At 62.7% G+C, this 13751-nt stretch carries 7 protein-coding genes; 4 read left to right on the top strand and 3 right to left on the bottom strand.

All coding sequences use genetic code 11. The features are described from left to right. Position 1: 1 nt before the first annotated feature. Complete coding sequence (gene cra / locus ACI77D_RS11620; RefSeq protein ID WP_064450664.1) at positions 2 to 997, bottom strand: catabolite repressor/activator; 996 nt, start codon at positions 995 to 997, stop codon at positions 2 to 4. Positions 998 to 1291: 294 nt separating this feature from the next. On the opposite strand from cra, the gene ptsP reads away from it, so the two are divergent. The 4 genes from ptsP to ACI77D_RS11600 all read left to right on the top strand — a co-directional run bounded on the left by ptsP (position 1292) and on the right by ACI77D_RS11600 (position 8553). Further along, entirely contained in the window at positions 1292 to 4150 is a 2859-nt protein-coding gene (ptsP, locus tag ACI77D_RS11615; protein ID WP_407016594.1) for a phosphoenolpyruvate--protein phosphotransferase, read from the top strand. Next, the gene (gene pfkB, locus ACI77D_RS11610) at positions 4151 to 5092 is read left to right on the top strand and encodes a 1-phosphofructokinase (RefSeq protein WP_259763064.1); all 942 of its coding nucleotides are present in this window, start codon (positions 4151 to 4153) and stop codon (positions 5090 to 5092) included. It begins immediately after the preceding gene. An 11-nt stretch (positions 5093 to 5103) separates the two neighbouring features. Further along, positions 5104 to 6822, top strand: a complete 1719-nt coding sequence (locus ACI77D_RS11605; protein ID WP_407016593.1) for a fructose-specific PTS transporter subunit EIIC — start codon at positions 5104 to 5106, stop codon at positions 6820 to 6822. A gap of 189 nt (positions 6823 to 7011) precedes the next feature. After that, complete coding sequence (locus tag ACI77D_RS11600) at positions 7012 to 8553, top strand: alkaline phosphatase (RefSeq protein ID WP_221293929.1); 1542 nt, start codon at positions 7012 to 7014, stop codon at positions 8551 to 8553. 131 nt (positions 8554 to 8684) lie between these two features. Here the strand turns inward: ACI77D_RS11600 and ACI77D_RS11595 are convergent, their stop codons facing one another. Both ACI77D_RS11595 and ACI77D_RS11590 read right to left on the bottom strand, forming a co-directional pair. Next, the gene (locus tag ACI77D_RS11595) at positions 8685 to 11210 is read right to left on the bottom strand and encodes a PepSY domain-containing protein (protein WP_407016592.1); all 2526 of its coding nucleotides are present in this window, start codon (positions 11208 to 11210) and stop codon (positions 8685 to 8687) included. A gap of 136 nt (positions 11211 to 11346) precedes the next feature. Next, on the bottom strand, positions 11347 to 13632 hold the full coding sequence (locus ACI77D_RS11590; protein WP_064450670.1) for a TonB-dependent siderophore receptor: 2286 nt from the start codon (positions 13630 to 13632) through the stop codon (positions 11347 to 11349). Positions 13633 to 13751 lie beyond the last annotated feature (119 nt).

The following is a 13751-nucleotide window of genomic DNA, read 5'->3' as shown; positions in this document are numbered from 1 at the left end:
CTCAAGCCTCGTGAATACGCTGCTTGAAGGTCCGGCCAATGGCGTGCACGCCCGGTTGGTATTGCTCTTCCTCGATGACGGCCAGGGCCAGGCGCAGGGCCGTGTCGGCGATCAATTGGTGTTGCTGGGCCATGGCGTTGACCGGCAGCGGCAGGAAGTCCAGCAGTTGGGTGTCACCGAACGTGCCCAGGCGCAACGGCCGTGATTTGAGCGGGAAGTCATGCAGCGCGTCGAACACGCCTTGCAGCAGCACGTAGGAAGTGGTCACCAACGCGTCAGGCAAATGCCCCAGTTGATGTAGAAGTTGCTCCATCAACTGTCGGCCGCAGTCACGGCTGAAGGCTTCACCCTGTTCGATGATGACTTCACCGGTGAACCCTTGCAGCGCTTCACGGAAACCGGCGGCGCGCTCCTGACTGATACTCAGCTCCGGCCGTGCACCGATCAGTGCGATCTGCTTGGGCAGCGGTTGCAGCAGGCTGCTGGTCAGTTGCTGGCAGGCCTGGCGGTCGTCGCTGACCACCGAGCAAAACTGCGCCGGCTCCATCACCCGGTCGATGGCAATCACCGGCAGGCCCTTGGCTTGCAACTCGCGATAGCTGTCATCACTGGCCGGCAGGCAACTGGCGACGAACAGCGCATCGCAGCGTCGTGCACGAAACAGTTGCAGCAACTGGCGTTCGCTGTCCGCATCATCGTCGGAGCTGGCGATCAGCAACTGATAGCCTCGTGCTCGCGCACCTTGCTCCAACAACTTGGCAATCCGTGCGTAACTGGGGTTTTCCAGGTCTGGCAGGATAAAACCCAAGGTGCGCGTATGCCGGCTGCGCAGCCCGGCCGCCTGAGGGTTGGGGGTAAAACCATGGGCTTCGACCACCGCCCGCACCCGCTCGACGGTCGCGGAGCTGATGCGTTGCTGTGCGGCCTTGCCATTGATGACGTAGCTTGCGGTGGTGACGGACACACCGGCCAGACGTGCGATATCACTGAGTTTCAAACCGGGATTTCCTTGTTTTTTAGAGCTTGCCCCGACATTTTGTCCAATCGTAACCGATTCCTGCACACGACTATTGTCTGAGCTCAAGCGCCAAGTGGTCCTTCAAGCTTGCATAATTAGCGCGTAATCTGCCATAAATTCTAGATTAAACGTTTCAGCCAGCGTATTTTTACGACGTTCGCGACTGAATGGCTACTGCCAATTGACCGCTCAGTCAGTTATTTTTGAACACAGCCTCGCTGATTTATTCAAAACAATACCTAGTGCGCACACCGCACTAACTAGGAGAACGGCATGCTCGAGCTCACTGTAGAGCAGATATCCATGGGCCAGGTGGCTGTGGATAAATCTGCTGCCTTGCACCTGCTCGCTGAAAAACTGGTGGCCGATGGCCTGGTCGCCGAGGGTTATCTCAGTGGCTTGCAAGCCCGTGAAGCCCAAGGCTCGACCTTTCTCGGCCAAGGTATTGCCATCCCTCACGGCACCCCGGAAACCCGCGACCAGGTCTTTTCTACCGGCGTGCGCCTGCTGCAATTCCCCGACGGGGTGGACTGGGGTGACGGCCAGATCGTCTACCTGGCCATCGGCATTGCCGCCAAATCCGATGAACATTTGCGCCTGCTGCAACTGCTGACCCGCGCCCTCGGTGAAACCGACCTGGGCGAGGCGCTGCGCCGTGCCGGCAACGCCGAAGCGTTGCTGAAGCTGCTGCAAGGCGCGCCGCAGGAACTGGCGCTGGATGCGCAGATGATCAGCCTTGGCGTGTCCGCCGATGACTTCGAAGAGCTGGTGTGGCGCGGCGCACGCTTGTTGCGCCAGGCTGACTGTGTGAGCAATGGCTTTGCCGCCGTGTTGCAGCAAGTCGACGCACTGCCCCTGGGCGATGGCCTGTGGTGGTTGCACAGCGAGCAGACGGTCAAGCGTCCGGGTCTGGCCTTCGTCACGCCGGACAAACCCATGCGTTACCTCGGCCAGCCACTCAACGGTTTGTTCTGCCTGGCCAGCCTCGGCGAAGCCCATCAGACCTTGTTGGAACGCCTGTGCGCGTTGTTGATTGAAGGTCGCGGCCAGGAACTGGGGCGTGCCACCAGCAGCCGTGCGGTGCTTGAAGTGCTCGGCGGCGAACTGCCACCCGATTGGCCGAGTGTGCGCATTGCCCTGGCCAATGCCCATGGCCTGCACGCGCGGCCAGCGAAGATCCTCGCGCAACTGGCGAAAAGTTTTGACGGCGATATCCGCGTGCGCATCGTCGATGGCCCGGTCGGTGCCGTGTCGGTAAAAAGCCTGAGCAAGTTGCTCAGCCTCGGCGCCCGTCGCGGCCAGGTGTTGGAGTTTGTGGCCGAGCCAGCGATTGCCGGTGACGCGTTACCCGCCTTGCTGGCGGCCGTAGAGGAAGGCCTCGGCGAAGACGTTGAGCCGCTGCCGGCCGCCAGTGCGCAACCCGCAACGCTTGATATCGAACCGGTGCTCAGCGCGCCCGTGTCCGGCAGCCAGCTCCAGGCTATTGCCGCCGCGCCCGGTGTCGCCATCGGCCCTGCGCATATCCAGACGCAGCAAGTAGTCGATTACCCGCTGCGCGGTGAATCCTCGGCCATTGAACGCGAGCGCCTGCAGAACGCTTTGACCGACGTGCGCCGCGATATTCAGGGCCTGATCGAACGCAGCCAGGCCAAAGCCATCCGCGAGATTTTCATCACTCACCAGGAAATGCTCGACGACCCGGAACTGACCGACGAAGTCGGCACTCGCCTCAAGCAAGGCGAGAGCGCCGAAGCCGCGTGGATGAGCGTGATCGAAGCCGCCGCCAGGCAGCAGGAGTCGTTGCAGGATGCCTTGCTCGCCGAGCGCGCCGCCGACCTGCGCGACATCGGCCGCCGTGTGCTGGCGCAACTGTGCGGCATTGAAACCGCCCAGGAGCCGAGCGAACCCTACATTCTGGTGATGGAAGAAGTCGGGCCCTCCGACGTCGCGCGTCTGGACCCGACGCGCGTCGCCGGCATCCTCACCGCCCGTGGCGGCGCCACGGCCCACAGCGCCATCGTCGCGCGGGCCTTGGGCATTCCGGCGCTGGTGGGCGCAGGTCCGACGGTGTTGCTGTTGGCCTCCGGCACGCCTTTGTTGCTGGACGGCCAGCGCGGTCGCCTGCATGTCGACCCCGATGCGACCACCCTGCAGCGGGCCACCGTTGAGCGCGACACTCGCGAACAACGCCTGCAAGCCGCCTCGGCCCAGCGCCATCAACCGGCCCTGACCCGCGACGGCCACGCCGTCGAAGTGTTCGCCAATATCGGCGAAAGCGCCGGCGTTGCCGCTGCGGTGGAGCAAGGCGCCGAAGGTATCGGCCTGCTGCGCACCGAGCTGATTTTCATGGCCCACCCGCAAGCGCCGGATGAAGCCACGCAGGAAGCCGAATACCGCCGCGTACTCGACGGCCTCGACGGTCGCCCGCTGGTCGTGCGCACCCTGGATGTGGGCGGCGACAAACCGCTGCCGTATTGGCCGATTGCCCAAGAGGAAAATCCCTTCCTGGGGGTGCGCGGTATTCGGCTCACCTTGCAGCGCCCGCAGATCATGGAAGCGCAACTGCGTGCGCTATTACGTTCCGCCGATAACCGGCCGCTGCGCATCATGTTTCCCATGGTCGGCAGCGTCGATGAGTGGCGCGCCGCCCGCGATATGACCGAGCGCCTGCGCCTGGAGATCCCGGTGGCCGACTTGCAACTGGGGATCATGATCGAAGTGCCGTCCGCTGCCTTGCTGGCGCCGGTACTCGCCAAGGAAGTCGACTTCTTCAGTGTCGGCACCAACGACCTGACCCAATACACCCTGGCCATCGACCGTGGCCACCCGACCCTGTCCGCTCAGGCGGATGGCCTGCACCCGGCGGTGTTGCAGTTGATCGACATCACCGTGCGCGCCGCCCATGCCCATGGCAAATGGGTCGGCGTGTGCGGCGAGTTGGCGGCGGACCCGTTGGCGGTGCCGGTGCTGATTGGCCTGGGTGTGGATGAGTTGAGCGTGTCGGCCCGCAGCATTCCTGAAGTGAAGGCGCGGGTGCGCGAATTCAGTCTGAGCGAGGCCCAGGGCCTGGCGCAAAAAGCCCTTGCGGTGGGTTCGCCCGCCGAAGTGCGAGCCCTCGTGGAGGCCGTGTAAATGGCGAAGATTCTGACCCTGACGCTGAACCCGGCGTTGGACCTGACGGTACGCCTGGCGCGCCTGGAACCGGGTGAAGTCAACCGCAGCGAAACCCTGCTGACCCATGCCGCCGGCAAGGGTGTCAATGTCGCCCAGGTGCTGGCGGACCTGGGCCATGAAGTCACCGTGGGCGGCTTTCTCGGTGAAGACAACCCCCAGGCGTTTGAGGCGTTGATCGCGCGGCGTGGCTTTGCCGACGCGTTTATCCGTGTGCCGGGCGAAACCCGTAGCAATATCAAGATCGCCGAACAGGATGGCCGGGTCACCGACATCAACGCACCAGGGCCGCAGGTCAGTGAGCAGGCGCAAGCGGCGTTGCTCAATCAACTGACGCTGATTGCGCCTGGGCACGACGCCGTGGTGGTCGCCGGCAGCTTGCCGGGTGGCGTCACTGCGCAGTGGTTCAAAGGTTTGCTGGAACATCTGAAAAGCCTCGGTTTGAAAGTCGCACTCGACACCAGCGGCGAAGCCTTGCGCGCCGGTTTGCAGGCGGGCCCGTGGTTGATCAAACCCAACACTGAAGAGCTCGCCGAAGCCCTGGATTGCCCCACCGATTCCATCGCACAACAGGCCCAGGCTGCCGAGCGCTTGCATGCCCAAGGCGTCGAGCATGTGGTGGTTTCCCACGGCGCCGACGGCGTGAACTGGTTCAGCCCGGGCACGGCGCTGCATGCCACGCCGCCCAAGGTCAGCGTCGCCAGCACGGTCGGTGCGGGTGACTCGCTGCTGGCCGGGATGCTTCACGGTTTGCTCAGTTTTGATCTGCCGGAAAGCACCCTGCGCCGGGCCACGGCGATTGCCGCCATGGCCGTCACGCAGATCGGCTTTGGCATCAGCGATGACGCGCAGTTGGCGCGTCTCGAAAGCGGCGTCCACGTGCGTGCGCTGACAGAACAATAAGAGGGTTTGTGATGAAGTTAGCCATTGTTACTGCGTGCCCGAACGGCATGGTCACCAGTGTGCTGTGCGCCCGCTTGTTGGACGCTGCCGCGCAGCGCATGGGCTTGCACACCAGCGTCGAAGTGGTGGACGTGCAGCACCCGGAGCGCCAGTTGTCCCAGGCCACACTCGACGAAGCCGAATGGGTATTGCTGGTCAGCAGCACGCCGGTGGATATGCAGCGGTTTGTCGGCAAGCGTGTGTTCCAAAGCACGCCTGCCCAGGCGTTGGCGGATGTCGAGGCGGTATTGCGCCGTGGCGCCGAAGAGGCCCAAATCTATGTCGCCAGCGCAGCACCGGCGGCCGCAAAGCGTGCTCCACGTATCGTCGCTATTACGGCTTGCCCGACGGGCGTGGCGCACACCTTTATGGCCGCCGAAGCTTTACAGCAAACAGCCAAGCGCCTGGGTTATGACTTGCAAGTCGAAACCCAGGGCTCGGTGGGTGCGCGCACGCCGTTGAGCCCGCAAGCGATCGCCGACGCCGACGTGGTGTTACTGGCGGCGGATATCGAAGTCGCCACCGAGCGCTTCGCCGGTAAGAAGATTTACCGCTGCGGTACCGGCATCGCCCTCAAGCAATCCGAAGCCACGCTCAACCAGGCATTGGCCGAAGGCGCGGTGGAAAGTGCAGCCAGCGGTGCGGTGGCCAAAAAAGAAAAAACCGGTGTGTACAAACACCTGCTTACCGGTGTGTCGTTCATGTTGCCGATGGTCGTAGCGGGCGGCTTGTTGATCGCCCTGTCGTTCGTGTTCGGCATTCATGCCTTTGAAGAAAAAGGCACCTTGGCGGCAGCGCTCAAAACCGTCGGCGACCAGGCCTTTATGCTGATGGTGCCGTTGCTGGCGGGCTACATTGCCTACTCGATTGCCGACCGTCCCGGGCTCGCGCCCGGCATGATCGGCGGGCTGTTGGCGGGCACATTGGGCGCCGGATTTATCGGAGGCATCCTCGCCGGTTTTCTCGCGGGTTATTGCGTCAAGCTGATCACCCGTGCGGTGAAATTGCCGCAGAGCCTGGAGGCGCTCAAGCCGATTTTGATCATCCCGTTGCTGGCGAGTTTGTTCACGGGCCTGGCGATGATCTATCTCGTCGGCCCGCCGGTCGCGCGGTTGCTCACTGGCCTGACTGACTTCCTCAGCACCATGGGCACCACCAACGCGGTGCTGCTGGGCATCCTGTTGGGCGGCATGATGTGTGTGGATTTGGGTGGGCCGATCAACAAAGCGGCGTATGCGTTTTCGGTCGGTTTGCTGGCGGCCTCGAGCGGCGCACCCATGGCCGCGACCATGGCCGCCGGTATGGTGCCGCCGATTGGCATGGGCATCGCCACGTTCCTGGCGCGGCGCAAATTCGCCCAGACCGAACGCGAGGCAGGCAAGGCCGCGATGATTCTGGGCCTGTGCTTTATCTCCGAAGGGGCGATCCCGTTTGCGGCCAAAGACCCGCTGCGCGTGATTCCGGCCAGCATCGCCGGGGGCGCCTTGACCGGCGCGCTGTCGATGTACTTCGGCTGCAAACTCGCCGCGCCTCACGGTGGCCTGTTTGTGTTGGTGATTCCGAATGCGATGAACCATGCGCTGCTGTACTTGCTGGCGATTGTTGCCGGCAGCCTGTTGACCGGTTTGGTCTATGCGCTGATCAAGCGGCCGGATGCGGTTGAGCTGGCGGTCTCCTCAGCCAAGGCCTGACGCAATGTAAACTGTAGGAGCAGGCTTGCCTGCGATGCAGGCACCTGGGTGTATCAGTTAGACCCGGGTGATGCTATCGCAGGCAAGCCAGCTCCCACAGTTGATCTGCATTGGTCTGTAGGTCGGTGTCACACCGGCTTCATCACGCCATGTTTAAGTGGCCCTTTTGATACTCAAGAGGGCACCTGCATGAGCCACTTCGATCTCGGCCGTCGCCGTGTGATGCAAGCCGTTGGCGCCGGTCTGTTGCTGCCGGGCCTGGCCCCGGCGGTGATCGCCTCGGTCAAAGACCGGCCGCAACTCACCGATGGTGTGCAGTCCGGCGACCTGATGGGCGACCGCGCGATGATCTGGAGCCGCAGCGACCGCCCCGCGAAGATGGTGGTGGAGTGGGACACCCGCAGTGTGTTCAGCAACCCGCGTAAATTCATCTCGCCGCTGGCCGACAACCGCACCGACTTCACCGCCCGCGTCGAACTCACCGGGCTGCCGGTCGATCAGGCGATTTTCTATCGCGTGCACTTTGAGGACGCCCAGACCGGCGTCGCCAGCGAGCCGTGGTTCGGTCACTTGCGCAGCGTGCCGCAACAGCGCCGCGACATTCGTTTCGTGTGGAGCGGCGATACCGTCGGCCAGGGCTTTGGCATCAACCCGGACATCGGCGGCATGCGCATCTACGAAGCCATGCGCCTGCGCCTGCCGGACTTCTTTATTCACAGCGGCGACACCATCTACGCCGATGGCCCGGTGCCGGCGCAGCTGACCGTTGAAGACGGCCGCATCTGGCGCAATATCACCACCGAGGCCAAGAGCAAAGTCGCGGAAACCCTCGATGAATATCGCGGCAACTACCGCTACAACCTGCTCGACGAAAACGTGCGCCGCTTCAATGCCGAGGTGCCGCAGATCTGGCAGTGGGACGATCACGAGGTAGTCAACAACTGGTCGCCGAGCAAGCAGTTGGATGAGCGTTACCAGACCAAGGACATCAACACCCTGGTCGGCCGCGCGCGCCAGGCCTGGCTGGAGTATTCACCGATGCGCCGGCAAAGCGCCGACGGTGGCGGGCGGATCTATCGCAAGCTCAGCTACGGCCCCTTGCTGGATGTGTTCGTGCTGGACATGCGCAGCTATCGCGGCCCCAACGATGACAACCTGGGCGGCGAAAAACCCTTCATGGGCCGCGAGCAACTGGACTGGCTCAAGCGCGAGCTCAAGGCTTCCCAGGCGCAGTGGAAAGTCATCGCCGCCGACATGCCCATCGGGCTGGGCGTGCCTGATGGCGAGGTCAGCCCCGGCGTGCCGCGCTGGGAGGCGATCGCCAACGGCGACCCTGGCCCGGCCCAAGGTCGCGAGCTGGAGATTGCCGAGCTGTTGGGCTTTCTGCGCGCTCAGCAGGTGCGTAACCATGTATGGCTGACGGCGGATGTGCACTACTGCGCGGCGCATCACTACCACCCTGATCGTGCGGCGTTCCAGGATTTCGAGCCGTTCTGGGAGTTTGTGGCAGGGCCGTTGAATGCGGGGAGTTTCGGGCCGAACCCATTGGATAAAACCTTTGGCCCGGAGGTGGTGTTCGAGAAGGCGCCACCCGCGCAAAACACTTCGCCGTTTGCCGGGTTTCAGTTTTTTGGTGAGGTGCAGATTGATGGGCAGACGGCAGAGTTGACCGTCATTTTGCGGGATTTGGATGGGGTGTCAGTGTTCGAGCAAAAGCTGCAACCGGCCTGATTTGAAATGCAATCAAATGTGGGAGCGGGCTTGCTCGCGAAAGCGGAGTGTCAGTCACCGAATCTGTCGACTGAACCACCGTATTCGCGAGCAAGCCCGCTCCCACATTTTGAACGGTGTCTTTTCAGGGATCAGTACACATCCCGGCGATAGCGGCCTTGTTCAATCAAGCGCTCAACCGCCTCGCGGCCCAGCACGTCGTGCAGCACCTGATCCACGCCCGTCGCCATGCCCTGCAAGCTGCCGCAGACATAAATCGCCGCGCCATCGGCCAGCCATCGACGCAATACATCCGCCGACTCGCGCAGGCGGTCCTGCACGTAGATTTTTTCCTTCTGGTCACGGGAAAACGCCAGATCCAGCAGGGCCAGGTCGCCGCTGGCCAGCCAGCCTTGCAGTTCGTCCCGGCACAGGTAGTCGTGGGCGATGTTGCGCTCGCCAAACAGCAGCCAGTTGCGCTGCTGGCCATCGGCAATGCGCGCCTTGAGCAAGCTGCGCAGGCCGGCGAGGCCGGTGCCGTTGCCCAGCAGGATCAGCGGTGCCGGTGCCTGCGGCAAGTGAAAACCACTGTTGCGGCGCAGGCGCAGGCTGATGCCGGTCCCGATGGCGGCGTGTTCCGTCAGCCAGCCGGAGCCCAGGCCCAGGCTGCCGTCGGGGTGACGTTCCTGACGCACGATCAGCTCCAGCACGCCGTCGCTGGCAATCGAGGCGATGGAGTATTCGCGCATGCCCAGCGGCACCAATGCGTTCACCAGTGCCTGGGCATGCAAGCCGACCAGGTGCGTGCGGTTGTCCGGCAGTTGGCGGGTCGCCAGCGCCTGGTCAAGGGGTTGCGCCAGGCCGTCGATCAGCACGCTATCGTTGCCGGTCAGGCCCAGGCCAGCGAGGAAGTGTTCAATGGCCTTGGGGCCATTGCGCGGCAGGATTTCCACCAGGTCACCCGCCAGCCAGTTTTGCGGCGACGGCGGCGTGAGGCCCAGCAGGTAGATGTTCGAGCCGACGCTGCCGCGGTTGAGCAGGGTGCGATAAGTCAGGGGCCAGTTGTCGTATTGGGCGGTTTGCCAGGCAGCTGCCGGCGCGTGACCGGTGAGTTGGCCCAGTTGCTGTTGCCAGGTCAGCAAGGCCTCGGTGTCGCCGCTGTCGACTTCCACCGGGGCAAACAAGGGGTTGCCGCCCTGGTGAGTCAGCCAAAAGTGCAGGCGCCGGGCAAAGCCGCAAAAGTGCTCGTACTGGCGATCACCCAGGGCCAGCACTGAGTAATTCAGGCCTTTTAGCGACAGGTCCTGGCCGAGCACGCCGCGTTCAAAACCGCGTGCGCTGTCGGGCGCTTCACCGTCACCGAAGGTGCTGACCACGAACAGTGCATTTTCCGATTGGGTCAGGTCGTCCTGGCTGACGTTGCCCAGGGGCTGCACGTTCACCGGCATGCCGGCTGCCTGCAATTGCCCGGCAGTTTGCCAGGCCAGTTGCTCGGCAAAGCCACTTTGGCTGGCAAAGCCGATCAGCCAGGCCGGGGCGTCGCTGTGGTTGGCGCCGAGGCCTTTGCGGGCATCGCGAACCTGGCGCTTTTTGCGGCGACGGTCGAGGTACAGCAGCCAGCCGGTAATGAAGAACAGCGGCATGCACAGCGCACTGACGGTCAGGATAATGCGACCGACCAAGCCGAAGTAGCTGCCGGTGTGCAGCGCGTAAATACTGGTCAGCCATTGCGACTTGAGGGTTTTGCTCGCGTACTGATCGTGGAATTTGACGTCGCCGGTGGCCGGGTCGAGGTTGATCTGGTTCAGCGCTCGGTCATGGGGCGATGATTTGAGCAGGTAATACACGATGGCCGGTTGTCCGGCGACGGCCGGCATACGGATGTTATAGGCACTCAAACCAGGGCCGGCGTTGGCGTAGATGCTGCTCCAGATCGCATCGTAGTTGGCCACTGGCGCCGGGCCCTCGGGCGGCGGGCCGCGCTTGCGCATGCGTTCGTTGTTCGGGGCGTCGGAGAGCAGTTTGGTCAGGCCCTGGTTGTACCAATCGTAGGACCAGGACAGGCCGGTCAGCGCCGCCAACAGATAGAACAGCAGGCACCACGTACCGAATACCGAGTGCAAATCCCAGTTGAAGCTGCGGCCTTTTTTGCGCCAGTCCAAGGTCAGCCACGCACGCCAGTTCGCCACTTGGCGTGGCCAGCGCAGGTACAGGCCCGAGAGGCAGAAGAACAGCAATATCAGCGTGCAGGCGCCGGTGATTTGCCGGCCGGTGTCGCCCATGGCCAGAAAACGGTGCAACTGCAGGATAAAGCCGAATACGTCCTGGCCGACGGCGTCGCCCATGTAGTCGCCCGTGTAGGGATCGAAGTAGCGCATCTGGCCGCGGCGCTCACCGGGCGGCGGGGTAAAGAACACGCGCGCGGCGTTGCCGCTGTCGCTTTCTACCCACAGCATCGACACGGTCTTGCCTTCGGTGGTTTCGAGTTTGCGCACCAGTTCGGCAGGCGGCAGTACGCCCGCTTCGCGTTTTTCGACGTGCAATACCGAGGGGTTGAGCGCCCGCAGGATTTCATCCTGAAACGAGACCGCAGCCCCGGTGATCCCCATCAACGCCAGCACCAGCCCGGCAGTAATGCCGAAGAACCAGTGCAATTGAAACAGGGTTTTCTTCAACACGTCTGACGGCCTCGCTCATCTGGATGTAGTTGTCACGGCGCGCATTATGCCGTGAGTTGTCGAGAAACATTCTGTTTTACACGCAAAAGCCCCACGCATCCGATGCGTGGGGCTTCTGGCTTAACGTTGACCGGGTTTAGAAGTGGAAACTGGTGGTCAACAGCGCCGTACGACCGGCCGCCTGGTTGGCAAAGTGCGCCGCGTAGGCTTTGTCGTAGTAGGTTTTGTCGGTCAGGTTCTGCACGTTCAATTGCAGGTCGACGTTCTTGGTCAGCTTGTAGCTGGCCATGGCGTCGTAGCGGGTGTAGGCCGGCACGTAAACCGTGTTGGCGGCGTCGCCGTAAACCTGGTCGACATAGAACGCGCCGCCGCCGATGGTCAGCTTGGGTGTGATGTCATACGTCGTCCACAGGCTGAAGGTGTTCTTCGGCGTGTTGGGCATTGCATTGCCTTTGTTGGAGCCGGCGCTGATGACGCCATTGCGGCCATTGAGACCGGCATCCACCAGCTCGCTTTTCAGGTAGCTGTAGCCGGCGAACACTTGCCATTGATCGGTGAGCTTGCCGCTGGCGGACAGTTCGAGGCCGTCGACGCGGGACTCGCCGCCGTTCTGGTAGGTCATCGCGTCCACCAGGATTCGGGTGTTTTTCTTCTCGGTGCGAAAGACCGCAGCGGTCAGGGACAGGCGGCTATGGAACAGGTCCCACTTGGTGCCCAGCTCATAGTTGACGGTTTCTTCCGGTTTCAAGTCGCTGGTGGCGGCGCCGGCAGACAGTGGGTTGCCATCGGCGCCTTCGCCGACCAGGCCACCGGGCGGGGAGGCCGAGGTGGCGTAGGACGTGTAGATGCTGCCGTTCTCCAGCGGCTTCCAGACCAGGCCTGCCTGCCAGTTGAAGAACTGGCTGTCGTCCTTGATTTTAGTGCGCCCGGCGGCGGCATTGGTGTTGGCCACTGTGTCGAAAGTGTCGTAGCGCAGGCCGACGTTCAGCAGCCATTTCGGGTCCAGTTCGATGGTGTCGAACACATAGGCCGCGCGGCTGGTGGCCTTGGTGTTGGCGCCCAGGTAATTGCGTGTGGTGCTGCCCGTCCAGGCGTCGTCCGGTGTCGGGTTGCTCAAGGATGTGCACTGGCCGCCCAGGCTGCCTTTGGCTACGGTGCAGGTGGGGTTGGTATTTGGGCTGACGGTGTAGCCGCTGATGCGGGTTTCTTCACCGGTGAATTCCAGGCCGGTGGAGTACGAGTGCTTCATGCCCGCCAGTTGGAAATTGCCGAACAGATCGGTCTGGTTGGTGGTGGTGTCAGTCGTGGACACGCGGGTGTTGGCGCGACGCCACACAGTGCCGAACTGATTGACGTTGTGCTGGCTGTCGTCCGGCTGGGTGAGGATGTAGTCCTGACCGGTGCTGCCATGGCGCAGGGTGTTTTTCAGCGTCATGTTGTCGTTCAGGTCATGCTCGATGGAGAACGTACTGATGTCGGCGCGGGTCTTGCGGAAGTCGCGGTCCTTCAAACCGTAGAAGTTGTTGCTGTCGCCGCCGTCGGTCGGTTTGTCATGCACATGAACGGCTTTGGCGCCGCTATTGCTGTAGCCGTATGGAATCCCCGAGTCCGGCAGGTCGTTGCTTTCCATGTGGTAGTAGCTGAAGTTGACGCGGGTCGGCGTGCCCAGGCCGAAGGTCAGCGACGGTGCGACGCCCCAACGGTCGTAGTCGATCACATCACGACCGGCCACGTTCTGCTCATGGCTCATCAGGTTCAGGCGGAACGCGGCGTTGTCGAGGAACTGACGGTTTACGTCGAGCACGTAGCGGCGGGTCTGGTCGGAGCCGTAGGTGAAACCGCCGTTGGTGAAATCCCGCGCTTGTGGCGTTTTGCTGACCAGGTTGATGCTGCCGCCGGCCGAGCCCCGACCGCCGAACGAGGAGTTGGGGCCCTTGCTGACTTCAATCGACTCGATGTCGAAGATCTCGCGGCTCTGGCCGCCGGTGTCGCGCACGCCATCGAGGTAGGTGTCGCCCTGTGCGTCAAAACCACGAATGAACGGGCGATCGCCCTGAGGGTTGCCACCTTCACCGGCGCCGAAGGTAATGCCCGGTACGGTGCGCAAGGCATCCTGCAACGAGGTGGCGGCGGTGTCCTTGAGGACTTGTTGCGGCACTACGGTGACTGAGCGCGGAGTGTCCACCAGTGGCGCGGTGTACTTCTGCGAAGACGCTTTTTCCACCTGGTAGGACGTGGTGTCCTGTTCCTGGCCGGTAATGCTGGTGGCACCGAGGGAGATGCTGTTGCGCTCGCCTTTTTGTTCGGTGCTTTCGGCCGCTTGCGCCATGTGGGCGGCAGCGCCGGCGCTGAGTGCAACGCCGATGGCCGAAGCCAGTACGCGTGGTGAACCGGCAGATATTTTTAGCGTGGTGCGCGACATGAGTTGTCCTTCCCCAAGGAGGTGAGGCCGCGGAATATAGGGCTAACAAGACTTTCTATCAATTGCGATACATTGCTATTCGCACTGAATTTACATTCTTTACACTTTTTGCTTACGGT

It is taken from the genome of Pseudomonas sp. O39, assembly GCF_045447295.1.
Lineage (GTDB): Bacteria > Pseudomonadota > Gammaproteobacteria > Pseudomonadales > Pseudomonadaceae > Aquipseudomonas > Aquipseudomonas antarctica_A.
The sequence above is the reverse complement of the archived record's forward strand: the minus strand, read 5'-3'. Positions and strand labels throughout refer to the sequence as shown.